This window comes from Acinetobacter lwoffii (assembly GCF_052078135.1).
Taxonomy (GTDB): domain Bacteria; phylum Pseudomonadota; class Gammaproteobacteria; order Pseudomonadales; family Moraxellaceae; genus Acinetobacter; species Acinetobacter lwoffii_Z.
Genome location: NZ_JBQGUZ010000007.1, coordinates 19,327 through 43,223, shown reverse-complemented (window position 1 = coordinate 43,223; position 23,897 = coordinate 19,327). Strand labels below are relative to the sequence as shown.

At 45.9% G+C, this 23,897-nt stretch carries 19 protein-coding genes and 1 riboswitch; of the genes, 15 read left to right on the top strand and 4 right to left on the bottom strand.

Translation table 11 applies throughout. From position 1 onward, the window contains the following. The first annotated feature begins 146 nt into the window (after positions 1-146). The 9 genes from aceE to recJ all read left to right on the top strand — a co-directional run bounded on the left by aceE (position 147) and on the right by recJ (position 12,775). The gene (gene aceE, locus ACTL4S_RS06415; protein WP_409651492.1) at positions 147-2,849 is read left to right on the top strand and encodes a pyruvate dehydrogenase (acetyl-transferring), homodimeric type; all 2,703 of its coding nucleotides are present in this window, start codon (positions 147-149) and stop codon (positions 2,847-2,849) included. A 2-nt stretch (positions 2,850-2,851) separates the two neighbouring features. Further along, on the top strand, positions 2,852-4,861 hold the full coding sequence (locus ACTL4S_RS06410) for a 2-oxo acid dehydrogenase subunit E2 (RefSeq protein WP_441298968.1): 2,010 nt from the start codon (positions 2,852-2,854) through the stop codon (positions 4,859-4,861). A 158-nt stretch (positions 4,862-5,019) separates the two neighbouring features. Then, positions 5,020-5,161: riboswitch (yybP-ykoY riboswitch) on the top strand. A 72-nt stretch (positions 5,162-5,233) separates the two neighbouring features. Next, positions 5,234-5,809: a TMEM165/GDT1 family protein gene (locus ACTL4S_RS06405; RefSeq protein WP_086044231.1), complete on the top strand. Its 576-nt coding sequence runs from the start codon at positions 5,234-5,236 to the stop codon at positions 5,807-5,809. A gap of 185 nt (positions 5,810-5,994) precedes the next feature. Continuing rightward, a complete protein-coding gene (locus ACTL4S_RS06400) occupies positions 5,995-6,792 on the top strand; it encodes an oxygen-binding di-iron domain-containing protein (RefSeq protein WP_005250340.1) in 798 nt (265 codons plus the stop codon). Between the two features lie 96 nt (positions 6,793-6,888). Continuing rightward, positions 6,889-7,254: a YkgJ family cysteine cluster protein gene (locus ACTL4S_RS06395; RefSeq protein ID WP_080591854.1), complete on the top strand. Its 366-nt coding sequence runs from the start codon at positions 6,889-6,891 to the stop codon at positions 7,252-7,254. A gap of 225 nt (positions 7,255-7,479) precedes the next feature. Beyond that, positions 7,480-8,946, top strand: a complete 1,467-nt coding sequence (guaB, locus tag ACTL4S_RS06390) for an IMP dehydrogenase (protein ID WP_004281332.1) — start codon at positions 7,480-7,482, stop codon at positions 8,944-8,946. A 123-nt stretch (positions 8,947-9,069) separates the two neighbouring features. Beyond that, positions 9,070-10,401 carry a phosphoglucosamine mutase gene (gene glmM / locus ACTL4S_RS06385; protein WP_441299014.1) on the top strand — a complete coding sequence of 444 codons (1,332 nt, stop codon included), beginning with the start codon at positions 9,070-9,072 and terminating at the stop codon, positions 10,399-10,401. A 14-nt stretch (positions 10,402-10,415) separates the two neighbouring features. Further along, positions 10,416-11,072 (top strand): pyridoxamine 5'-phosphate oxidase, encoded by a 657-nt coding sequence (gene pdxH / locus ACTL4S_RS06380; RefSeq protein WP_114540946.1) that lies wholly within the window; start codon positions 10,416-10,418, stop codon positions 11,070-11,072. A gap of 2 nt (positions 11,073-11,074) precedes the next feature. Further along, a complete protein-coding gene (gene recJ, locus ACTL4S_RS06375; protein ID WP_005108143.1) occupies positions 11,075-12,775 on the top strand; it encodes a single-stranded-DNA-specific exonuclease RecJ in 1,701 nt (566 codons plus the stop codon). Positions 12,776-12,827: 52 nt separating this feature from the next. On the opposite strand, the gene ACTL4S_RS06370 is transcribed toward recJ, so the two are convergent. Together ACTL4S_RS06370 and ACTL4S_RS06365 are read right to left on the bottom strand one after the other, a co-directional pair. Further along, the gene (locus ACTL4S_RS06370; protein ID WP_247143275.1) at positions 12,828-13,559 is read right to left on the bottom strand and encodes a putative porin; all 732 of its coding nucleotides are present in this window, start codon (positions 13,557-13,559) and stop codon (positions 12,828-12,830) included. 175 nt (positions 13,560-13,734) lie between these two features. Then, entirely contained in the window at positions 13,735-14,514 is a 780-nt protein-coding gene (locus ACTL4S_RS06365) for a putative porin (protein ID WP_004647252.1), read from the bottom strand. Positions 14,515-15,014: 500 nt separating this feature from the next. On the opposite strand from ACTL4S_RS06365, the gene prfB reads away from it, so the two are divergent. From prfB to ACTL4S_RS06340, 5 genes are all read left to right on the top strand, one after another. Continuing rightward, positions 15,015-16,110, top strand: a protein-coding gene (gene prfB / locus ACTL4S_RS06360) for a peptide chain release factor 2 (RefSeq protein ID WP_441298967.1) whose coding sequence is annotated in 2 segments (ribosomal slippage) — positions 15,015-15,086 and positions 15,088-16,110 — 1,095 coding nt in all. Because the reading frame shifts where the segments join, the coding sequence is not laid out codon by codon here. A gap of 146 nt (positions 16,111-16,256) precedes the next feature. Further along, the gene (locus tag ACTL4S_RS06355) at positions 16,257-16,556 is read left to right on the top strand and encodes an ArsR/SmtB family transcription factor (RefSeq protein ID WP_034170237.1); all 300 of its coding nucleotides are present in this window, start codon (positions 16,257-16,259) and stop codon (positions 16,554-16,556) included. A 15-nt stretch (positions 16,557-16,571) separates the two neighbouring features. Next, a complete protein-coding gene (locus tag ACTL4S_RS06350; protein ID WP_441298966.1) occupies positions 16,572-17,657 on the top strand; it encodes an alkene reductase in 1,086 nt (361 codons plus the stop codon). An 81-nt stretch (positions 17,658-17,738) separates the two neighbouring features. Then, positions 17,739-19,019 carry a 3-deoxy-D-manno-octulosonic acid transferase gene (locus tag ACTL4S_RS06345; RefSeq protein ID WP_441299013.1) on the top strand — a complete coding sequence of 427 codons (1,281 nt, stop codon included), beginning with the start codon at positions 17,739-17,741 and terminating at the stop codon, positions 19,017-19,019. Between the two features lie 229 nt (positions 19,020-19,248). Continuing rightward, on the top strand, positions 19,249-19,962 hold the full coding sequence (locus tag ACTL4S_RS06340; protein WP_441298965.1) for a 16S rRNA (uracil(1498)-N(3))-methyltransferase: 714 nt from the start codon (positions 19,249-19,251) through the stop codon (positions 19,960-19,962). Here the strand turns inward: ACTL4S_RS06340 and ACTL4S_RS06335 are convergent. Continuing rightward, a complete protein-coding gene (locus ACTL4S_RS06335; protein ID WP_004281355.1) occupies positions 19,936-20,916 on the bottom strand; it encodes a mechanosensitive ion channel family protein in 981 nt (326 codons plus the stop codon). The genes ACTL4S_RS06340 and ACTL4S_RS06335 overlap by 27 nt on opposite strands. A 107-nt stretch (positions 20,917-21,023) precedes the next feature. Beyond that, positions 21,024-21,602, bottom strand: a complete 579-nt coding sequence (locus tag ACTL4S_RS06330; protein WP_441298964.1) for a DUF805 domain-containing protein — start codon at positions 21,600-21,602, stop codon at positions 21,024-21,026. Positions 21,603-21,871: 269 nt separating this feature from the next. Between ACTL4S_RS06330 and acs the strand changes: the two genes are divergently transcribed. Beyond that, a complete protein-coding gene (gene acs, locus ACTL4S_RS06325; RefSeq protein WP_004281359.1) occupies positions 21,872-23,818 on the top strand; it encodes an acetate--CoA ligase in 1,947 nt (648 codons plus the stop codon). The last annotated feature ends 79 nt before the right edge of the window (positions 23,819-23,897 follow it).

Here is a 23,897-nt window from a genome sequence, read left to right as displayed (position 1 = left end):
TTTTGTTATGTAGTGTAATTATACGTCACCCATCATTTAGTTCCTAAATAGTACTGCTAAATCGCATTCAGCTAAGGCCATACCTGCAGAGGTCTTAAATATGGTACATATAAGACATTAGATTAGGCTTTTAGGAACTGTAGATTATGGCGTTTTATGGCGATACAGACGCGCAAGAAACCCAAGAATGGCAAGATGCATTTGACTCTGTTTTGCAGCACATGGGCACTGAGCGTGCAGCATTTTTGTTAGAAAAACTTTATCAACGCGCAATTGCAAAGCATGTTCCTATTCAGCGTTTAAATACTCCCTACTTAAATACGATTTCTGTTGAAGAACAGCCTGCAATGCCAGGCGACCAGGACATGGAGCGCCGTATTCGCGCGCTGATCCGCTGGAATGCCTTGGCAATGGTATTACGCGCGAATAAAACCGGTGACGATCTCGGTGGTCACCTAGCGAGTTTTGCTTCTTCCGCAACCCTTTATGATGTGGGCTTTAACCACTTCTTCCGTGCCAACAGCGACAGCTTTGGCGGCGACATGATCTATTATCAAGGTCACTGTGCACCGGGTATTTACGCGCGTTCATTTTTAGAAGGCCGTTTGACTGAAGAGCATCTGAATAATTTCCGTCGTGAAGTAGGCGGTAAAGGTCTGCCATCTTATCCGCATCCTTATTTGATGCCGGACTACTGGCAGTTCCCGACCGTATCGATGGGTCTGGGTCCAATCATGTCGATTTATCAGGCACATATCCAAAAGTACCTGATGAACCGTGGCCTGATTAAAGAAGAAGATCGTAAGGTTTGGGCTTATCTGGGTGATGGTGAGATGGACGAGCCGGAAAGCTTGGGTGCAATTTCTCTGGCAGGTCGCGAAAAGCTCGACAACCTGATTTGGGTAGTGAACTGTAACTTGCAACGTCTGGATGGTCCGGTACGTGGTAATGGCAAGATCATTCAGGAACTTGAGTCATTATTCCGCGGCGCAGGCTGGCGTGTGATTAAAGTTGTGTGGGGCCGTCATTGGGATCCACTACTGGATAAAGATAAATCCGGTGCACTGAAAGCAGTGATGGAAGAAGCAGTCGATGGCGATTTCCAGCGTTACCAGGTAAAAGGTGGTGCTTACGCGCGTGAAAAGTTCTTCGGCAAATATCCAGAAGCAGCTGAGTTGGTTAAAGACTTAAGCGACGAAGATATTGATAATCTGAACCGCGGTGGTCACGACCCGTACAAAGTCTTTGCTGCTTATGCCGAAGCATGTACGGCCAAAGGTCAGCCGACCGTGATTCTGGCAAAAACCGTGAAAGGTTATGGTTTGTCGGAAGAAATCGAAGCAGTCAACAAAACTCACCAAATCAAGAAGATGCAAATCAATTCTTTGAAATACGTGCGTGACCGTTTCAATCTTCCTTTCACTGATGAACAGCTTGAAGAAGTACCGTTCTACCGTCCAAGCGAAAATTCCCCTGAATTGAAATATATGAAGGCGCGTCGTGAGGCGCTAGGTGGCTACCTGCCTGCACGTCGTAAGGAAAGCGAACAGCTGGCGATTCCTGGACTTTCAGTATTTGATTCGGTCTTGGCCGGTTCAAATGGTAAAGAACAATCCACCACAATGGTGATGGTGCGTTTAATCTCTGTACTTCTTAAAGAGAAAGCGATTAAAGACCGCGTTGTTCCAATTGTTCCAGATGAAGCCCGTACTTTCGGTCTGGAAGGTATGTTCCGTCAGCTCGGTATTTATGCCGCGCATGGCCAGAAATATACTCCGGAAGACCAAGAACAGCTGATGCATTACCGTGAAGCCAAAGACGGTCACATGTTGCAGGAAGGGATTAACGAAGCCGGTGCGATGAGTGCATGGGCAGCGTTGGCGACCAGTTATTCAACCAATAACCTGCCAATGATTCCGATGTACATGTACTACTCGATGTTTGGTTTCCAGCGTATTGGTGATATTGCCTGGGCAGCCGGCGATGCACAGGCACAAGGCTTCTTGCTGGGTGCAACTGCGGGTCGTACGACACTGAACGGTGAAGGCTTACAGCATCAGGATGGTCACTCACACATCTTGGCCAATACCATTCCAAACTGTGTCTCTTATGACCCATGTTTCGGTTATGAATTGGCAGTGATCGTGCATGACGGTTTACAGCGTATGTATGTGAACCAGGAACGTGTGTTCTATTACCTGACTGTGATGAACGAAAACTACGAGCATCCGGAAATGCCAAAAGGTGTTGAAGAAGGTATCAAGCGCGGTATGTACTTGCTTGAAGAAGATGAAAAAGCCACTGTTCAGTTACTGGGTTCAGGTGTGATTCTACGTGAAGTGATCAAGGCGGCGAAGATTCTTCGTGAGGAATATCAAATTCATTCAAATGTCTACAGCGTAACCAGCTTCAATGAACTGGCACGTGACGGTATGGCATGTGAAGAATACAACCGCTTGCATCCGCTGGCTGAAGACGTAAAAGAAGCATGGGTCTCGAAACAGCTCCGCGGTACTGAAGGGATCGTGGTATCTGCAACCGATCACATGCGTGCTTATAGCGAACAGATCCGTGCTTATCTTCCAGATGGCCGTCCATTCGTAGCATTGGGTACTGACGGTTATGGCCGTTCAGATACACGTGCCAACTTGCGTAGTTACTTCGGTGTCGATGCTGCCCATATTGTGGTTGCAACCCTGAAAAAACTGGCAGATGAAGGTGAAGTTGATGCGCGCCTGGTAAAAGATGCGATCTCGACGTTTGAGCTTGATACAGATCGCCCAGTAGCTTGGGCACCTCAAGAAACCCCATCTGTACATGCTGTTGCTGACTACAAAGAGGAGAACTAAGCATGCAAATTACGACTCCTGATATTGGTGTAGATAAGGCAACAGTGGCCGAAATTCTGGTCAAAGTCGGTGATACGATTGCGATTGATGACAGCATTGTGTTACTTGAATCTGATAAAGCCTCTGTTGAAGTGCCTAGCACTTCAGCAGGCGTGGTAAAAAGCATTCTGGTCAGCCAGGGTGATGAAGTCACTGAAGGCGCGGTACTGATTGAGCTACAGGCTGAAGACGGCAGCACGGATGTAGTAGAGTCACAGCGAGCAGATGCATCTGAAAAAACTTCAGAAAATACCCCGACCTCATTGCCGGATCAGGAAATCATGCAGGAAATCGCTTCACATCAGCCTAAAGCTTCTGCTGCTCCTGAGGCTCAAGCAAGCTCACAAGTGGTTGATGTTCAAATCCCTGATATTGGTGTAGAAAAAGCCACTGTCGGTGAAATTCTGGTTTCTGTCGGTGATGAAATCGAGGTAGATCAAAGTATCGTAGTGGTGGAATCAGACAAGGCGACTGTTGAAGTGCCAAGTACGGTTTCAGGCACGGTAGAGTCCATCGAGATTAAAGAAGGCGACACGATCAAAGAAGGTGTGGTCATTCTGAAAGTGAAAACGGCTGTTTCGACAGCATCAGCACCGACAGAAGCACCTCAAGCACCAGTTGCTCAAGCGGCGGCCCAAGAGAAAGCAGTTGAAGCGCCAGAAACGCCAGCAGCACCTGCGGGTGATGTTGAAGTGAAGGTGCCTGATCTAGGTGTAGACAAGGCGGCTGTGGCTGAAATTCTGGTTCAGGTCGGTGATACGGTTGAAAAAGACCAAAGCATCATCGTGGTGGAATCAGATAAAGCGACTGTTGAAGTGCCAAGCACTACAGCCGGCGTGATTAAAGCCATTCATGTGGAACTGGGTCAAAATGTCTCTCAAGGCATTGCACTGGTGACAATTGAAGCTGAAGCGCAAGCAGCTGCTGTACCTGTTGCAGCCAAAGCAGAAGCACCGAAAGCAGCAGAAGCACCAAAAGCAGCCCCGGCACCTGCTGCATCTTCTACTCAAACAGTCACGACGTCGGATAATGCTGACAAGCTGACCAAAGAGCAGAATGCCGCTAATTCTAAAGTTTATGCCGGTCCTGCGGTGCGTAAACTGGCCCGTGAACTGGGCGTCGTGTTGGCAGACGTCAAAGCATCTGGCCCACATGCGCGCGTCATGAAAGAAGATCTGAAAGCGTATGTCAAAACGCGTCTTACTACGCCACAGGCGGCTCCTGTAGCCGCTGCTGCTCAAGTCGCAGGTCTGCCAAAGCTGCCAGACTTTAGCGCTTTTGGTGGTGTGGAAGAGAAAGCCTTGACGCGTTTGCAACAAGTGTCTATTCCACAGTTGTCGCTGAATAATTTCATTCCGCAAGTGACCCAGTTTGATGCAGCGGATATTACGGAACTGGAAGCATGGCGTAATGAACTGAAAGGCAATTTCAAGAAAGAAGGCCTGAGCCTGACCATTATGGCGTTCATCATCAAAGCAGTTGCGCACTTGTTAAAAGAAGAGCGTGAGTTTGCTGGTCACTTGGCCGATGATGGTAAGTCAGTCTTGCTACGTAACGAGATCCATATGGGTATCGCGGTCGCAACGCCAGATGGTTTGACCGTGCCTGTGCTGCGTCATCCAGATCAGAAGTCAATTAAACAGATTGCCACTGAGCTAGGAACCTTGGGTCAAAAAGCGCGTGACAAGAAATTGTCGCCGAAAGATCTGCAAGGTGCGAACTTCACTATCACTAGCTTGGGTTCAATCGGTGGTACGGCATTTACGCCATTGGTGAACTGGCCGCAAGTGGCAATTCTGGGTATTTCACCTGCAACCATGCAACCGGTCTGGAATGGTGAAGGCTTTGATCCACGCTTGATGCTGCCGCTTTCATTGTCCTACGATCACCGTGTGATCAATGGTGCAGATGCTGCTCGTTTCACCAACAAGCTGACCAAGCTGCTTAAAGATATCCGTACGCTGTTAATCTAAATTAAATTCGATTCACTTTCTTTTCTCTTGCGCTTCATTGAAAAATATTTCAATTGAAGCTCAGGAAGAAATATAAAGAGGGTGTAAAGAGAAAAACCCTGCTTCGGCAGGGTTTTTTGCTGCTGCATTGAAAAATAATCTATTTGATTCTATACTTGACGCACTTCATTGGGGAGTAGCCGCCTTTTGCGCAAAGCAGAAGGGTGATGGTCAACATATTTGCTCAAACGAGCATGGTCATCATAGCAAAGAACCAAGTTAGCTTTTCCAAGCTTTCTTTTGTTGGCAAGACCTTTGATTTACCACTCTGCAGATTTTGGCTAGCAGGAGCGGTGAGTCATTGGTATTGGATGCTAGCCAGAGAAAGACCTCATGTATGAATTCTTACTGTCGACTGCAATCGTAGCACTGGCTGAAATGGGTGATAAGACCCAACTGCTGGCATTGCTGCTTGCCGCACGTTTTCGCAAACCTGTTCCTATTTTAGTTGCCATTTTATTGGCGACGCTGATTAACCACGGCCTTTCTGCAGTATTGGGACAATGGGTGACCACCGTGATCGGGCCGGAGGTGCTACTGTGGATCGTCTCGATTGGCTTTATCGCAATGGCTGTCTGGATGCTGATTCCGGATGAACTCGGGGATGAAAATGCCAGTATCAATAAATGGCAAAAATTCGGGGTATTTGGTGCGACCTTTATTCTGTTCTTTCTGGCAGAAATTGGTGACAAAACTCAGATTGCTACGGTCGCATTAGCAGCACGTTTCGATAGCGTATTCTGGGTGATGCTTGGGACCACTTTGGGCATGATGCTGGCCAATGCACCTGCAGTATTTTTGGGAGATAAGCTGGCGAATAGACTCCCGATCAGCCTGATCCATAAAATTGGCGCGGCCATTTTCCTGGTCATAGGTGTCGCGACCCTGGTTCAATATTATTTCTTTTAAATTATAAAATAACAAATTGCATGAATCCTGAGCTAAAAACTCAGGATTTTTTTATGGTTAAAATTCTCTCAAAACCTTGGTAAATAGTGTGATATGGCTAGTTTTATTGATTGTAAGTTTGATTAATTCCTTATATGTTGTATGGGTATAAAACAGCAGTTTTAACTATAAATTGGGGAATTTACATGGTTTTTGAGCGCACCACATCGCAAGTCCTGTTTGATAATGGGACACATAAATGCATTAGTTTTACCAGTCTGGTCAAAGGTGAAGGCGTTCAGGCAAACCAGTTTTTGATTATTGATCATGAGCGCGCAGCGGTACTCGATCCGGGTGGTGATTTAACCTATGTGCCGCTGACCATGGAACTGAATAAATACACCCGCTTGACCCATCTGGACTATGTCATGGCTTCACATCAAGACCCGGACATTATCACTTCCATGCCGCGCTGGCTGGTATATACCGATGCCAAAGTGGTGGCATCCAAGCTGTGGGCGCGTTTCTTGCCGCACTTAAACTCGGCCTTTATGAGCGACCGGATGAAAGGCAACTGGCTGGACCGTCTGGTGGAGCTTCCGGATCATGGTCAAATCATTCCACTGGGCCAATCTCATATTGTGGCGGTACCGGCGCATTTTCTGCATTCGGTAGGGAATTTCCAGTTTTATGATCCGATTGCCAAAATTTTATTTTCAGGTGATATGGGTGCGTCCATGGTTGAAGATGCCGCCAAGCCACTGGAAAACTTTGCCGCGCATATCCCAAAAATGAAAAGCTTCCATCAACGCTATATGTGCAATAACAAGGTGATTCGTCTCTGGGTGAAAATGGTACGCAGCATGGAAATCGAGATGATTGTGCCGCAGCATGGCACACCATTTATCGGCAAAGAGCAGATTACCCAGTTTCTGGACTGGATTGAAACGCTGGAATGCGGCACTGACCTGATGGATGAAACGGTTTTTACCTGTCCTGAATAGTTCACACAAAAAATAATTTTTTTCTTGTGTGGAAAAACAACATTTTTTATATTTCTTCTCCAAAAAACTTTTTTTGATAATGAGAACTTATAAGAAATGTTGTCTCAAGTTCCAAAACCGGATGCGTGTTTAAGCTGCGGGGCGTGCTGCGCCTATTTCAGGGTTTCGTTCTATTGGGCTGAAGGTATTCATATGCCTGAGCACTATACCGAACCTGTGACAGCAGTCTATTCATGTATGGCTGGAACCAATCAAAAAAATCCACGCTGTATCGCACTTGATGGCACCATCGGCCAGCAGGTGAGCTGCGGCATGTATGAGCAGCGCAGTTCATCCTGCAAAGAAGTGCAGATTGCCGATGAGCAATGCAATAAGGCACGTATTGCACACAATATGTTGCCCTTTGTCCAGATTGAAACTGATGAAGCCGACAATGATGACAGTTTTGAATATGTCAGCTAAATCCATCCAAAGCAGAGCTTAGGCTCTGCTTTTCACTTCATTAAAATGATCGGGGTATACTTTAAAATAGAGAACTTCATGATCGGACGTATTATTGATACTGTTTTAGCACCCACATAGATCTGCGTGTACGAAGCTTGAATAAAAAAATAATTTTGCAATTGCAATGAAATTTAAGCCGATATTTGTTTATAATAGTGCACGGAAATTACCAGTGAGACTGTTATGTTGACCATCGTTCAAGACGCGTTAACCTTCGATGATGTCCTATTACTCCCTGCCTATTCTACTGTTCTTCCAAAAGATGTCTCCCTAAAGACACGTTTAACTCGTGGCATTAACCTGAATATTCCTCTTGTGTCTGCAGCAATGGATACGGTGACTGAGTCCCGTATGGCGATTGCAATGGCGCAAAATGGCGGTATCGGTATTTTGCACAAGAACATGGATATCGCTGTTCAGGCTGCAGAAGTGCGCCGTGTGAAAAAATTCGAAGCGGGTATGGTCAAAGACCCGATTACAGTGACTCCTGAAACCACAGTACGTGAACTGATTGCGCTGACTCAAGCCAACAATATCAGTGGTGTGCCCGTTGTGAAAGACGGCAAAGTGGTGGGTATCGTGACCGGTCGTGATACACGCTTTGAAACCAATCTTGAGCAGCCAGTCAGCAATATCATGACTGGTCAGGATCGTCTGGTGACAGTTCGTGAAGGCGAATCGAAAGAAAATATCCAAGCTTTATTGCAACAGCACCGTATTGAAAAAGTATTGGTGGTCAACGATCAGCAAGAGCTGAAAGGCTTAATTACGGTAACCGATTTCCGTAAAGCTGAATTGTATCCAAATAGCTGTAAAGATGACCTGGGTCGTCTGCGTGTTGGTGCTGCTGTCGGTACTGGTGCAGAAACGCCAAGCCGCGTAGAAGCCCTGGTTGATGCAGGTGTGGACGTGATTGTAGTCGATACTGCACATGGTCATTCTGCGGGTGTGATTGAGCGTGTACGTTGGGTTAAGGCCAACTATCCACAAGTTCAGGTGATTGGCGGTAACATCGCAACAGGTGATGCTGCGCTGGCGTTGCTTGATGCAGGTGCTGATGCCGTTAAAGTTGGTATTGGTCCTGGTTCAATCTGTACCACGCGTATTGTGGCGGGTATTGGTATGCCACAGATCTCTGCAATTGATTCTGTTGCCAATGCGCTGAAAGATCAGATTCCTTTGATCGCGGATGGCGGTATTCGTTTCTCTGGTGATATGGCCAAAGCGATTGGTGCGGGTGCAAGCACGATTATGGTGGGTTCATTGATGGCCGGTACTGAAGAAGCACCAGGCGAAGTTGAATTCTTCCAGGGCCGTTACTACAAAGCCTATCGTGGTATGGGTTCATTGGGCGCGATGGCGGGTGCAACAGGTTCTGCTGACCGTTACTTCCAGGACTCTAAGGCCGGTGCTGAGAAACTGGTTCCTGAAGGTATTGAAGGTCGTGTACCGTACAAAGGCCCAATGGGCAATATCGTACATCAGATGATGGGCGGCCTACGTTCTTCAATGGGTTATACCGGTTCTGCGACGATTGAAGACCTGCGTCAGAATGCCAAGTTTGTGAAAATCACTTCTGCCGGTATGTCTGAGTCGCATGTACATGATGTGACCATTACCAAAGAAGCACCAAACTATCGCGTGGGTTAATTTCCTGTGATTTAAAATTTTAAAAAGCCGTCATGCAAATGACGGCTTTTTTATTTTGGTGTAAAGTGTGACTCAAGGAAAAAAATGGGTGATATCAATCATCCGCTAAGAAGTGAGATAAAGATGAGTTATTTTGGTACGGATGGTATTCGTGGAAAGTTTGGCGAATTGCCGATTACCCCTGAGTTTGCCCTGAAGCTGGGATTTGCAGCCGGTAAAGTTTTAAAACGCCATAGTAAAAAATCCAAACCATTGGTGGTTCTGGGTAAAGATACCCGTTTGTCTGGTTATATCCTGGAAGCAGCCTTGCAGGCAGGTTTAAATGCCGCTGGCGTTTATGTTCATCTTTTAGGCCCACTACCGACACCGGCGATTGCTCACTTGACCCGTGCCTTGCATGCCAGCTTGGGTATTGTCATTTCCGCTTCGCATAACCCGTATTTTGATAACGGCATTAAGTTTTTCTCTGCGGAAGGTAAAAAACTGCCAGATGCTTTACAAGACGAAATTAATCAGGAACTTGAAAAAGATTTTGTGATTGAAGATACAGCAAATCTGGGTAAGAGTATCCGGGTTAAAGATGCTAATGGTCGCTATATTGAATTCTGTAAATCGACGTTCCCGTATCATCTGGATCTGAATGAACTTACCATTGTAGTGGATTGTGCCAATGGCGCAGCCTATAACGTGGGGCCTGCAGTGTTCCGTGAATTGGGTGCACGTGTGATTGCGATTCACAATGAGCCAAGCGGTTTGAATATTAATGAGGGCTGTGGTTCAACCCATCCGGAAAGCTTGCAACAAGCTGTGGTTCAACATCAAGCGGATTTGGGTATTGCCTTTGATGGGGATGCTGACCGTGTGGTTCTCGTAGATAAAGCCGGTAATCTGATTGATGGCGACCATATTCTTTATATTCTTGCGACTCAAAGCTCGAAAAAACCGGCAGGTATCGTCGGTACCTTAATGAGCAATATGGCGCTGGAACTGGCGCTGGAAAAAGCACAAGTGCCGTTATTACGTGCCAAAGTCGGCGACCGTTATGTATTGCAAGGTCTGGAAGAAAATGGTTGGACCATTGGAGGTGAGCCTTCTGGTCATATTCTGACTTTAGACAAGAGCACTACAGGCGACGCCATTATTGCAGCCCTGCAAGTTTTAACCGTGATGGTTGAGCAGAAAAAAGCTCTGCATGAACTTGTGGCTGACTTTAAACTGTTGCCCAATGTCTTGGTCAATGTACGTTTAAATGCCATGTTTGATCCTTATTCAGTGCCTGCACTGGCAGCTGAATTTGAAAAAGCCGAACAGCAGCTTAAAGGTCGTGGCCGTTTATTGATTCGTAAATCTGGCACAGAACCTGTCATTCGTGTGATGGTCGAAGGCGATGATCTGGCTGAAGTCACCACACTTGCAAACAGCCTGGCAGATGCTGTGCGTGCCAATGCCGCTTAACAGGAACATAGATAATGAGTGATCTGATCAAGGATCTGAGTGAACTACGCCTGAATTATGAAAAAGGCGAGTTACAGGAACAGCAAGTCAATCCGAATCCACATATGCAGTTCCTGCAATGGTTTAACCATGCACTGGAAGCAAAATTGCATGAACCCTATGCCATGTCTTTGGCAACAGCCAATGCACAAGGTCGTCCGCACGTGCGTACGGTATTGCTACGTGGAGCGACTGAAGCGGGTTATGACTTTTATACCAACTATGATAGTCAAAAAGGTCTGGATCTGGCTAAAAATCCTTATGCCGAACTGTTGTTCTACTGGCAGGATCAGGAACGTCAGATTCGTATTTCGGGTCGTGTAAAGAAAATATCGGAAGAAGAATCGACCGACTATTATCATAAACGTCCACGCGAAAGCCAGATTGCCGCGCATATCAGTACCCCGCAAAGTGGCATCGTGGCTAGTCGTGAGGAATTGCAGCAACGTTTTTGGGATTTGCATACCCAGGTTGCCAATCAGCAACAGCTGGACAAGCCGGTATTCTGGGGCGGTTATCGTCTCGAACCCGATTATTATGAATTCTGGCAGGGTCGTCCGAACCGTTTGCATGACCGTTTAAGTTATCGCAAAACCGATGCCGGCTGGACTTTAGAGCGCTTAATGCCATAACCATGCAAAAACTGGAAATCAAACAACGTCCATTGCTGACACGCCCTGAAAATTTACCGGGCGTCCCTGCATTTGTGGCCGAGATTCTGGCTCGTCGTGGGGTGGAATCCGAGCAGGAACTTGAGCTCAAGCTGAAGCATTTGCTGGCACCGACCATGAAAGGCTTGCCTGAAGCCATTCAATTGATGGATCAGGCGATTGATCATGGCCAGAAAATCGTGATTGTCGGCGATTATGATGCCGATGGCGCGACCAGTACTGCACTCATGGTGCTGGCACTGCGCGATATGGGCGCCAATGTTGAATATCTGGTACCAGACCGTTTTAAATATGGGTATGGATTGACGCCCGCAATTGCAGATCTGGCCTTTGTCAATTTCACGCCTGATTTACTGATTACCGTGGACAATGGCATTTCCAGCCATGACGGAGTAAAACAGGCGCAGGATCATGGCATGCAGGTGATCATTACTGATCACCATCTGACGACCAAGCCGACACCAAAAGCCGAAGCCGTGGTCAATCCCAATCAGCTCGGTTGCGACTTTCCAAGCAAAGCACTAGCTGGGGTCGGGGTGGCTTTTTATATACTGGCCAATCTGTCTACCCATCGCAAGAAACTTGGAAAATCCTCTACGGTAATTACCAATTATCTTGATCTGGTGGCACTCGGTACTTATGCCGATGTCGCGAGTCTGGACTATAACAACCGGATTCTGGTCGATGCAGGGTTGAAACGGATCCAGCAAGGGTTATGCCGAGCAGGAATCAGTGCGCTACTTGATATTGCAAAGCGTGATCCTGCTGGTCTGAAAGCTCAAGATTTGGGCTTTGTTTTAGGCCCACGGATTAACGCGGCTGGACGCATGGAAACCATGGATATCGGGATCGAATGTTTGCTGGCTCCTGATCTGACAACTGCTTATCCACTGGCTGAACAGCTGAATCAGCTCAATGTCGAACGCCGTCAGGTGGAAGGTAAAATCAAGCAGGAAGCCTTGCTTGAGCTGGATAAAATCCAGTGGGATGCCACTGAACTACCTGCTGCGTTGATCATGTTTGAACAGCATTGGCATCAGGGAGTGATCGGGATTGTAGCAGGGCGTTTAAAAGAGCAGTTCCATCGTCCGAGTATTGTTTTTGCCGCGGATCAGGATGGGATTCATATCAAAGGTTCGGCGCGTTCGATTGAAGGTATTCATATTCGTGATGCGATTGAACAGGTGGCAGAGCAATATCCTCATTTAGTCAGTCATTTTGGCGGACATGCAGCAGCAGCAGGTTTAACCCTGAAAAAAGAAAATTTCGCTGAGTTTAAGCAGGTCTTTGAAGCACTGATTGGTGTGATGGATGAGGATTTATTCACTGCGACTTTATGGACAGATGGAGAGTTGCCAGCTTCTGCTTTTCAGATCGAAACAGTCAATTTATTGCAGAATTTAAGTCCATGGGGGCAAAAATTCCCCCAACCGATTTTTGATGGTGTGTTCAAAATCATGGACTATCGCTGGCTTAAAGATGTGCATCTTAAGTTACGTGTGGCGTTGGAGAATGGGCAGGTCGTGGATGCGATCGCTTTCAATGCAGCGGATAAATATGACTTTGACCCGATGAAAGATACACGATTGGTCTATGAGCTGGATAAAAATGTATTTAATGGCAATATCAGCTTGCAAATGCGGATTATCCATTTAGAACAATAGGCCATAAAAAAACCGCTCGAGTGAGCGGTTTTTTTGCTTTTAATCGGAGAGATTAGAAGCGGTATGCTGCACGAATGCCATAAGTATTGATGTCATCAGCAAATGCTATGTTACCTTCAAGGCTTACTTGTTGACTCAAGAATTTCTTAGCACGAATTTCAAAAGTATCTTCATCATAGCCGTTATCGATATAGCCAAGACCCACGTTTAGGGTAGGGTCGAGGTAAAGATCGGTACCAAGAATGAAAGCTGTTTCATCAGCAAAGCGTGCACCAGCTTCAAAGTTCATGTCGTACTGGCCTACTTTGGTTACGTATTTACCACGTACAGTTGCGTCTGTGTCGTCGCCATTATCTGCCAGACCAACTGCTAATAAAAGACCAGGTGTAGGTAAGTAACCTACTTCTGCAGCGAAAGTGGTATCATCAAATTCGCCATCATCAAAATAACCAACTTGACCATTTAAGTAAAAATCAGTGTTAGGAACAAAATATTCAACACCAACATTTAAGTTAGTGAAATCATATAAATCAAAGTCAGTGTAAGCAAGCGATGCATTAATATTACTTGCACGGTTTAAAAATGCAGCTTCATTTAATGGAGAGCCTTTAACTTGTACCGGAGCAAAGTAGTAAGCACCATCAACTGCAAGTGTATAACCATTGTCAGCACCATCAATGTCAACATCGTGGTAAGCAACAGTACCCCCAACTTCAGCTTGGTAAGCATGTGCAGTTCCCAGGCCAGCAAGAAGCGCTGTAGCAAGAGCAAGTTTCTTAAGCATTTAGATTTCTCTCTTTGTTATAAAAATATGACTGTTTGATGAACAGTTGTAACAAATTGTACAGTTTATATTCGCCCCGTCAATGTGCAAAAATACCTAAATGCTTGTTAAGAGTGCAATAAAAAAACCCATCCGAGGATGGGTTTTCTATGAATGACTAATTTTTGGTTTTAGATTAGAAGCGGTATTTCGCTGCTACACCAAAGGTATTGTAGTCATTGTTAAACTGTTCACCAAAGCCGACACGGCCTTCTAAGCTCACTTGCTGGTTAATGAACTTACGTGCATTGATACCAAATTCGCTCTTGTCGGTAATATCATTGTTGTGATAATCAGCACCGACACTCAAGGTTTTGTCGATGAAATAATCTGCTGCCAGATTGTATTCATCTAGATCACCAAACGCTGCACCTGCTTCCAGGTTGATGTCTTTACCGTTGCTTAATGTCGTCACATATTTAGCACGAAGTGTTGGATCTACGCCATCATCATTGTCGTTATCCCAACCTTTCACACCAGCCGCAATCAATAGACCTGGCGCTGGCAGATAACCGACTTCAGCTGCATAGGTGGTTAAATCATTTTCTAGATCATCATTGTCTTGCAGATCATGGCCATTGACGTTACCGCTTAAGTAGAAGTCAGAATTCGGTACGAAGTACTCTGCACCTACGCCATAACGATGCGCTTCAGAATCACCAATTTCATTATATTGATATTGCGCACTCACGTTGCTAGCACGATCAAGGAATGCTGCTTCTGCTAATGGTGCATTACGTGTTTGAACTGGATTGAAGTAATATGTACCATCAACGCCGAAAGAACCGCTAGTTCCACCGTTGTCAGGATCAACCACTCCTGCTGATGCACCAATTTCTGCTTGGTAAGCATGTGCTGCTGTACCAGTCATTGCTATTGCTGAAAGTAGTGCCGAAGCAATCGCTAATTTTTTCATGGTTACTACCCCTCAAATCGTGAGTTAAAAACATTACACTTTTTGTTACAACTTTCAGTCTAGAGCAATTCCAAAGATCGTCAATCAAAGGAAAGTTACAGTAATGTGAATAGCGTAATCTTGTGTAATTTTTGCTGAACAAGTGACTGAATAATAAAATTAAATTTATAATGTAGTGTTTTATTAAAAGTGTGTAGATATTGTGGAATCTATTGAATTCGCTGATTTTTTATACAGACCAATAAGAAATCCTAAATTATAAAATCAATTGCAAAATTATATTTCGGTCATAAAACGGGGCTAAAAAGCCGATAAAAATTTCGGATAAAAAGACGCAAAAGAGTCTATGAGATGTTGAAAATTGGATGAGGGAAATACAGGTCTAAATGCTCAAGATATTCGAGCTTTAGACTGAATGGATCGTTAAAATAGCGGAAATAGACTGTGCTATAATATCGGGCTAAGAATTTTGTGCCTAATTTTGATTGAGAGTAATTCACGTGGAAATTAATCCGTATCTAAACCAATTAAAAGACTTAAACGAACGTGGTCAAACACTACGGGGGTATCTTTGACTACGATCTGAAAAAAGAGCGTTTAGAAGAAGTCCTGCGTGAATTAGAAGATCCAACGATCTGGAATGATCAGAGTCGTGCTCAAGCAATGGCCAAAGAAAAAGGCGAGCTTGAAAATGTATTAAATGTGCTGGATCGCTTAAGTACCCAGCTTGAAGATGCACAGGCTTTGCTTGATCTGGCGGTTGAAGCGGATGATGAAAGCTTGCTAGAAGACGTACAGGCTGAACTGAGCACGGCTGAAGAAGAACTGGCCAAGCTTGAATTTCGCCGTATGTTCAATAATCCGATGGATCCAAACCCTTGCTATCTTGAAATTCAAGCTGGTTCAGGCGGTACAGAAGCACAGGACTGGGCGTCTATGTTGCTACGTATGTATCTACGCTGGATTGAACGTCATGGCTTTAAAGCAGAAGTGATGGAAGAATCTGATGGCGATGTTGCCGGGATTAAATCTGCGACGATTCGTGTGGAAGGTGAGTACGCCTATGGCTGGTTACGTACCGAATCTGGGGTACACCGTTTAGTACGTAAATCACCATTTGACTCGGGCAACCGTCGTCATACCTCATTTTCTGCCGTGTTTATCTCACCTGAAGTAGATGACAATATCGAAATTGAAATCAATCCGTCCGATGTTCGTACCGATACTTACCGTGCATCAGGGGCGGGTGGTCAGCATATTAACAAAACAGATTCTGCCGTGCGTTTAACCCATGCACCGACCGGAATTGTGGTGGCCTGTCAGAACCAGCGTTCACAACATGCCAACCGTGACCACGCCTGGAAGCAGTTACGTGCCAAACTTTATGAGCTCGAGATGAGCAAACGTAACGAAGCGGCACAAGCACTGGAAGATTCCAAGTCTGATATCGGCTGGGGTAGCCAGATCCGTTCTTATGTCCTGGATGATTCACGTATCAAGGATTTGCGTACAGGGGTAGAAAATTCCAATACTGGCGCAGTTCTGGACGGTGATCTGGACAAATTTATCGAAGCAAGCCTGAAACAGGGCCTGTAAGAAATCGTTTAAAAGCTGGCGTAACAAAGCTTTAACAGACTGTGACTCTTATATCTAAATTATTCGATATATAAATCGAAAAAATACGATATAATGATCGCAGATGCTGAATGAAGTTTCGTTGCGCCACTGATTGTGATGTGCCTATGGACCTTGATCTAATTTTTAAAGCCTTAGCCAATCCGACCCGTCGACAAATTCTGGAGTGGTTAAAATCTCCGGAGCAATATCTGTCTGCGGAAGAGTGTGGTGGCTTTCAACGTGGGGTCTGTGCAGGTCAAATTGAATGTTTGGGCCAGGTTTCCCAGTCCACCATGTCCAATCACCTGTCGGTGTTACAGCAGGCTGGCCTGATCACTGCGACCAAGCATGGACAGTGGTCATATTTCTCCCGCAATGAAACTTTGATTCAGCAATTTATCGAACACCTACAACAACACCTTTAACAGGTGGGAGTAACGATGGCTGAATTAAATTCTCCTTTAACGCTCGGTGCGTTAGAGCTTAAAAACCGTGTCATCATGGCGCCGTTGACCCGTAGCCGCGCAACTGCTGATCGCGTTCCAACCCCAATGATGGTTGAGTACTATGCGCAACGTGCAAGTGCTGGCCTGATCATTTCTGAAGCTACAGTGATTTCCGAAGAAGCCAATGGCTATTTGAATACCCCAGGACTGTTTACCGATGCTCAGGTCGAAGGCTGGAAAAAGGTCACTCAAGCGGTTCATGAGAAGGGCGGTCTAATCGTTGCCCAGCTTTGGCATGTTGGTCGTGTATCGCATCCGGATCTGTTAAATGGTGAAACACCAGTTTCTGCAAGTGCAGTACAACAGGCAGGTCATGTCAGCTTGTTACGTCCAAAACGTCCGTACGTTACGCCACGTCCCTTAGAAGTTTCTGAAATTCACGAGATTACCGAGCAATACAAGCAGGCTGCGATTCGTGCTAAAGAAGCCGGTTTTGACGGTGTTGAATTACATGCTGCCAATGGTTATCTGATTGACCAGTTCCTGCAAAGCAAAACCAATCAGCGTGAAGATGAATACGGCGGTTCAGTGGAAAACCGTACACGTTTCCTGCTAGAAGCAACTGATGCACTGATTGAAGTATGGGGTGCAGATCGTGTAGGAGTGCATTTTGCTCCGCGTGGTGATGACCATGACATGGGTGATAATGATCCACGTGAAACATTTGGCTATGCCATGGAGCAACTGGGCAAGCGCAAGATTGCCTTCTTCTTTACCCGTGAATATCTGGCTGAAGACAGCATTTCCGAATATATGAAAGAGCGTTCTGGTGGAGTGCCTTATATTGCCAATATGCAACTAAGTCGTGAAGATGCGATTGAGCTGTTGGCAGCTGAAAAGGCAGATGCAGTCGCATTTGGTAAAGCCTACATTGCGAATCCTGATCTATACGAACGTCTGCTTCAGAATGCACCACTGAATGAGCTGAAAATGGAAAATATGATCGGCAATCAGGTGGCTGAAGGTTATATTGATTATCCAACTTTGGCAGAAGTTAAGGTATTAAGTACCATAGAATAATTCGAAATAAGAGCCACATCGATTAACATGTCGATGTGGCTCTGTTATATTTTGCCGATTGAATCTGTTTTGGGGCGCAATGTGGCTACTCCATTCTGGTATAACGCAGCCTTGGCGCTAGCGAAACCGCTTTATCAATCCCGTATACGTAAACGTGCGACCAGTCCGGAACAATTACAACAAGAATTGCTGGAACGTTTTGGTCCTTTCCAATCCCCTAAAAACCTGCAGGCAATCTGGTTTCATGTGGTATCCGTAGGGGAAACCAATGCCGCTCAACCGTTAATTGAATATTATTTAAAACTTGGGCATCCGGTTCTGGTGACCAATACCACCAAGACCGGGCAGGCACGCGCTAAATCACTTTTTTTAAAAGCGCCTTATCTCGATTTGTTTCAAGCCGTGTATTTGCCTGCTGACCAGAAAACTTTAATTCGTGAATTTTATCAAAAATATCAGCCGAAACTTTTATTGCTGATGGAAACTGAACTTTGGCCGAATCTGCTGGATCAGGCACCCCAGTTTAATGTGCCAAGTGTATTGTTGAATGCGCGTCTGTCCGAAAAATCCGCCAAAGGCTATGCCAAGGTCAAAGGTTTGACCCGTGGCATGCTCAAGAATTTAACTGGTCTTTTGGCACAGGATACAGCCACCCAGCAACGTTATATCCAGTTGGGAATCGCAGCTGAAAAAACCCAAGTTTTGGGCAATATCAAATTTGATATTACTGCGCCCGAGCGCTTTATTCATCAGGCAGATCAATTGAAACAGGAGTGGCAGTTAGGGGGGCGAAAGATCGTCACGTTAGCTAGTACTCATGCTCCTGAAGAAAAAGAAATTCTGAGTGTTTTAAAAGCTGCTTTAGAAGCTGATCCATATTTGGTCTGTATTGTGGTACCGCGCCATCCGGAACGTTTTGATGAGGTGTTCCAAGCTGCACAGTCTTTGGGATTGAAAATCCAGCGTCGAAGTCTAGGGCAACATATTACAGCAGATACCCAGGTTTATTTGGCCGATTCGATGGGTGAAATGTGGCTTTGGTATGCTTTGAGTCAGGCATGTTATGTGGGTGGTTCTTTAAATGAACCAGGTGGTGGACATAATATTTTGGAGCCGATTTCGCTGAATGTGCCGACTGTTTTAGGCAAAAACTATTTTAATTTTCAGACTATCGTGGATGAGTTCGTTCAGGCAGACGCAGTCGCAGTGGTGCAGGATGCCCAGCAGGCTGCAGAGGTATTACTGGAACTTTTGCAAGATCAGGTTAAGGCGGAAAAGTTGAATGCAGCAGCGCAGACAATTATGCAGTTAAATACGGGATCGCTTGCTAAGCATATTCAGGTGATTGATCAGTATCTCTAAGTGTGTGCTAGTCATACTCTCCAATCTACCTTTCTGGGATAACTGGTCATTTGTAGAGGAGTTCTACTTTTAAGGGATTAAAAGTAGCAAAAATCCTTTGCGGTACTGAAGGTACTTCCTGTACCTCAGTACCGCGGGCAACATCCATGTCGCCACACACGATTTCAAATTTGGCGATAATACCTAATTTGAATATTTTGCATGTTAATGTTTTGGTTTTATCTTCCTTATGAATATCGTCCTGCTTGACCCACGTCAAACCGAAACTGAACTTTGGTCCATTACCTCAACTCGGCAACTGGAACATTTACAGCAGCATTTGCAGATCCAGGTGGGAGATACGTTAAAAGTCGGAATTCGGGAAGGTCTGCGTTACCTGACTGAGATTGTCGAAATCTCTGAAAAAGCAGTGCGCTTGAAACCGCTGCAAGAAGAAGCTGTTCCAGAAAAATTGCCAGTGACTTTAATTGTGGCCTTGCCACGTCCGAAAGTACTGCGCCGTCTGATCATGGACAGTGTCACTTTGGGCGTTGAAAAAATCATTTTACTGCATAGCTATCGCGTCGATAAAAGCTATTGGCAAACCCCATTTTTACAGCAGTTAAATCATTATATCGAGCTGGGACTGGAACAGGCAGGCGATACGATTGCTCCGAAAATCGAGCTATATAAACGCTTTAAACCCTTTGTTGAAGATATCTTGCCGGGTTTGATTAGTACGGATGGTCCGGCTTATGTGGCACATCCTTATGCAGAGCAAGCGATGCCATTTGCGATTGAGCATCCCTGTACGATTATTATTGGTCCGGAGGGTGGATTTATCCCTTATGAAGTTGATTTACTCATAAAAAACGGCTGCCAGGCTGTGAGCCTGGGCAACCGTATTATCCGTACAGAAACCGTGATTCCTTATGTTTTAGGTCGACTGTTTAGCACGGGCTGAAGCCTCTTCATTGCCCTCACCACGATAGACTTTGACTTCCTGTACCGGATAAGGAATCGAAATATTATGCTCAGCAAAAGCCTGAATCACCCGTTCCTGCACCGCACTGATTGAAGTTCCGGTGCCGGTTTCAGTGGTATCGACCCACCAGAAAGCTTTTAGGGTAATAGAAAAGTCAGCCAGCGCCGTCACATTGACACTAAAGCCTGGCTGGCTCAGGATGGTTGGATCTTTATCTAAAATAGCGGTGATCAGGTCTTTGGCTTTCTGGATGTCATCTTCATAGCCGATGCCCACCACGAATTCGCAGCGGCGACGGGTATAGGCAGTATTCACCGTGACCGCACTGGTGTAGACCGTGGCATTCGGAATGACAATACGACGGCCATCTGGTGAACGTAAGAAGGTCGCACGAATCTGGATATCTTCAACCGTACCTTCCATGCCATTCACGATAATATCGTCGCCAATCTTGAACGGTTCACTGAGCAGAATTAACACGCCAGAGAGCAGGTTCTGGAAAATATCCTTGAAGGCAAAACCGATCGCGACTGAACCAATTCCGAGGGCACTCATCAGCTGACCCGGGGTAAAGCCAGGAACAGCAATCACCAGTCCAATCAGAATACCAAAGAAAATAATAAAGGTACTGCCGACACGGTTGAGTACCAACACCAGATTCTGACGGGTATAAGAGCGGTTTTCCAAAGTTTTACGTACGAAAAACTTGAAGACTTTGGAGAGTAACCAGAAAATCGTAATTACGATTAGCGCGATACAGAAATAAGGCACACGTTCCCAGAAACCTTCCATGATCTTGTCAATGGTGCTGTAGGCATCATTATACTTGGCGGTATGTTCAATCACGGTCTGGGTCGTTTTTTCAGTTGCCTGATGTAACAACTCCGTAGTGCCCTCAGTTACCTGGCTTAAGGTATTGTTTTGCTCTGCCACAAAAATTCCACAATTCAAATTTTGCCTATTTTGCCTGATGTTCAGCAAAAAATTAATAAGGACTCGAAGTCACCAGTGGATATTTTCTAAAAATAACGGCGCTGTTGTTAAAAGTATTTGGTGGTTTTTTGCATCATTTCCGTGGGGGTAGGTGTTTGTTCTTCACCGCTCATATAACTGAATAAAGCGATAGATCCCAACAGGCTAAGCAGGGTCAAGATAATCATCAGCCAGGCCAGAATTTTTTCCCAGAGCAAGGTGATCCGTGCCGGACCATACTGATTACTGCCTCGATCGCCCGAACCAAAAACGATATAAAGCCATACAAAAATGTTTACTAGCGGCAGTAAAAATAATAGTGCCCACCAGCCACTGCGGTTCATATCATGCAAACGGCGAACAGTCACCACTAAAGCGAAATATACATAGACCAGAACCATGATCAGCACACCGATACTGGCCAAGCCTTGCAGTGAAATCAGCCAGTTGGGATCTAGAGAATGGGTAGAAATATTCACAATATCAATACTGAGACCCAGTGCAATACTGCCAAATAAAAAAATGAAATACAGAAATGCCGACCAGGCAATAAAGCTCAAGCGTCCGAAGCGGCCTTTCATCGAAAGGGGATGATCCGATGCAGGCAGCGCAGGCGGGCTAAAGTAGGGAGATTCAGGCGATTTCATAAAGCGTATCCTGCTAAATCAGATGAAATAACCACAAGCGGTCAATTTTATTTTTAAGGGCTGTGCTACAGATCATACACATTTGCGCAGAAGATTCTGTACTGTAAGTTGTGGTTTATTTTGATTGAATTTGTATAAATAATCTACGACGAAAGCATGATTGCCGGATTTGAAATAAGCAGGCCATACTGCCATTATGCATAAAAAACAATCAACAACGCAGCATTAACCTCTCGTGATGAGATAGAACAAAATCAAGGAAGTGACCTATGCAAGAGATCTATCCAGTACCCGAAGAATTTAAAAAAACAGCACGTACGCTCGAAGACCAGTACTTTGAACGTTATCAATATTCTATAGAACAGCCAGATAAATTTTGGGCAGAACAGGCGCAACGTCTGGACTGGATCAAGCCCTTCACCCAAGTCAAAAATACCAGCTTTAACAAAGACGATTTTAAAATCGAATGGTTTGCCGATGGTCAGCTCAATGTCAGTGCCAACTGTCTGGATCGGCACCTGAAAGAACATCCGTATAAACCGGCCATCATCTGGGAAGGGGATCATCCTTCACGGCACAAGATTATTTCCTTTGCCGAGCTGCATGATGAAACCTGCCGTTTCGCCAATGTGCTAAAGAAAAATGGCATCCAGAAAGGCGACCGGGTCATGCTGTATATGCCGATGGTCTCTGAAGCCGCGATTGCCATGCTGGCCTGTGCCCGGATCGGGGCGGTACATTGCGTGGTATTTGGTGGTTTCTCGCCAGATTCTCTGGCTAGCCGGATTGAAGACTGTCAGGCGAAAATGGTGATTACAGCCGATTCCGGCATGCGCGGCGGTAAGGCCATTCCGCTGAAAGCCAATGTCGATGAGGCACTAAAACTGGCAGGTACAGACTCGATTCAAAATGTAATGGTGGTACACCGCACCGGTAACCCGATTGAAATGCAGGAAGGGCGTGATCTGTGGTATCACACGGAAATTATGTCAGTGAATGACATCTGCCCACCGGAACCGATGAATGCCGAAGATCCGCTGTTTATCCTGTATACCTCAGGTTCCACCGGCAAGCCCAAGGGCGTGATGCATACCACTGGCGGTTATCTGACTTATGTCAACTGCACCTTCCGTGAAGCGTTTGATATCAAGCAGGATGATGTGTTCTGGTGTACCGCAGATGTCGGCTGGATCACTGGACATTCCTATGTGCTGTATGGGCCACTTTCGAATGGGACCACCACTGTGATGTTTGAAGGTGTACCGCAATATCCAAGCTGGGCGCGTACCGGACATATTGTCGATAAGCATAACGTCACCATTCTCTACACTGCACCGACCGCGATCCGCGCCATGATGCGTGAGGGCGATGCTTTTGTGCGGGAAAGTGATCGCAGTAGCCTGAGAATTTTAGGTTCAGTCGGTGAGCCAATTAATCCGGAAGCCTGGAACTGGTACTACACCGTGGTCGGTGAAAGCCGCTGTCCCGTCATCGATACCTGGTGGCAAACCGAAACAGGCGGTTTCATGATTACACCATTGCCGGGTGCGACTGATTTAAAACCGGGTTCTGCGACACGGCCTTTCTTCGGGGTACAACCGGCTATTGTCGATGCCGATGGCAAGGAACTGGAGGGTGAAGCTGAGGGAAATCTGGTGATTAAGGATTCCTGGCCGGGTCAGATGCGTACCATTTGGGGAGACCCGGAGCGTTTTATTGAAGCTTATTTCTCTACCTATCCCGGTACTTATTTTACCGGAGATGGGGCGCGTCGCGATAAAGATGGTTATTACTGGATTACCGGTCGTGTCGATGATGTCCTGAATGTGTCCGGACATCGTCTAGGTACGGCAGAAATTGAAAGTGCACTGGTGGCGCATGAATCGGTGGCTGAGGCCGCTGTAGTGGGTATGCCGCATGACATTAAAGGTCAGGGCATTTGTGCCTTTGTGACTTTGCAGGCTGATGTTGCCAGTTCAGATCAATTACGTGGAGAACTGGTCAGCTGGGTACGCAAGATTCTTGGTCCAGTGGCTACACCAGACGCCTTGCACTGGGCACCGGCCTTGCCAAAAACCCGCTCCGGCAAAATCATGCGGCGGATATTGAGAAAGATTGCAGCCGATGAGCTGGATAGTCTCGGAGATACTTCGACCCTAGCTGAACCGCAAGTGGTGGATCATCTGATTGCAGAGGTACAGCGTAATAACGCTTAAATTTAAGCTTTTCCAATACCGGCATCCCGCCGGTATTTTTATATCGGGAATAAGCTCTGCATGCTTTCGGATATAGTGA

Bases quoted from the DNA above. Each gene is read 5' to 3' on its own strand.
- aceE (WP_409651492.1), top strand. From the start codon at position 147: ATGGCGTTTTATGGCGATACAGACGCGCAAGAAACCCAAGAATGGCAA.
- ACTL4S_RS06410 (WP_441298968.1), top strand. From the start codon at position 2,852: ATGCAAATTACGACTCCTGATATTGGTGTAGATAAGGCAACAGTGGCC.
- ACTL4S_RS06405 (WP_086044231.1), top strand. From the start codon at position 5,234: ATGTATGAATTCTTACTGTCGACTGCAATCGTAGCACTGGCTGAAATG.
- ACTL4S_RS06400 (WP_005250340.1), top strand. From the start codon at position 5,995: ATGGTTTTTGAGCGCACCACATCGCAAGTCCTGTTTGATAATGGGACA.
- ACTL4S_RS06395 (WP_080591854.1), top strand. From the start codon at position 6,889: ATGTTGTCTCAAGTTCCAAAACCGGATGCGTGTTTAAGCTGCGGGGCG.
- guaB (WP_004281332.1), top strand. From the start codon at position 7,480: ATGTTGACCATCGTTCAAGACGCGTTAACCTTCGATGATGTCCTATTA.
- glmM (WP_441299014.1), top strand. From the start codon at position 9,070: ATGAGTTATTTTGGTACGGATGGTATTCGTGGAAAGTTTGGCGAATTG.
- pdxH (WP_114540946.1), top strand. From the start codon at position 10,416: ATGAGTGATCTGATCAAGGATCTGAGTGAACTACGCCTGAATTATGAA.
- recJ (WP_005108143.1), top strand. From the start codon at position 11,075: ATGCAAAAACTGGAAATCAAACAACGTCCATTGCTGACACGCCCTGAA.
- ACTL4S_RS06370 (WP_247143275.1), bottom strand. From the start codon at position 13,559: ATGCTTAAGAAACTTGCTCTTGCTACAGCGCTTCTTGCTGGCCTGGGA.
- ACTL4S_RS06365 (WP_004647252.1), bottom strand. From the start codon at position 14,514: ATGAAAAAATTAGCGATTGCTTCGGCACTACTTTCAGCAATAGCAATG.
- ACTL4S_RS06355 (WP_034170237.1), top strand. From the start codon at position 16,257: ATGGACCTTGATCTAATTTTTAAAGCCTTAGCCAATCCGACCCGTCGA.
- ACTL4S_RS06350 (WP_441298966.1), top strand. From the start codon at position 16,572: ATGGCTGAATTAAATTCTCCTTTAACGCTCGGTGCGTTAGAGCTTAAA.
- ACTL4S_RS06340 (WP_441298965.1), top strand. From the start codon at position 19,249: ATGAATATCGTCCTGCTTGACCCACGTCAAACCGAAACTGAACTTTGG.
- ACTL4S_RS06330 (WP_441298964.1), bottom strand. From the start codon at position 21,602: ATGAAATCGCCTGAATCTCCCTACTTTAGCCCGCCTGCGCTGCCTGCA.
- acs (WP_004281359.1), top strand. From the start codon at position 21,872: ATGCAAGAGATCTATCCAGTACCCGAAGAATTTAAAAAAACAGCACGT.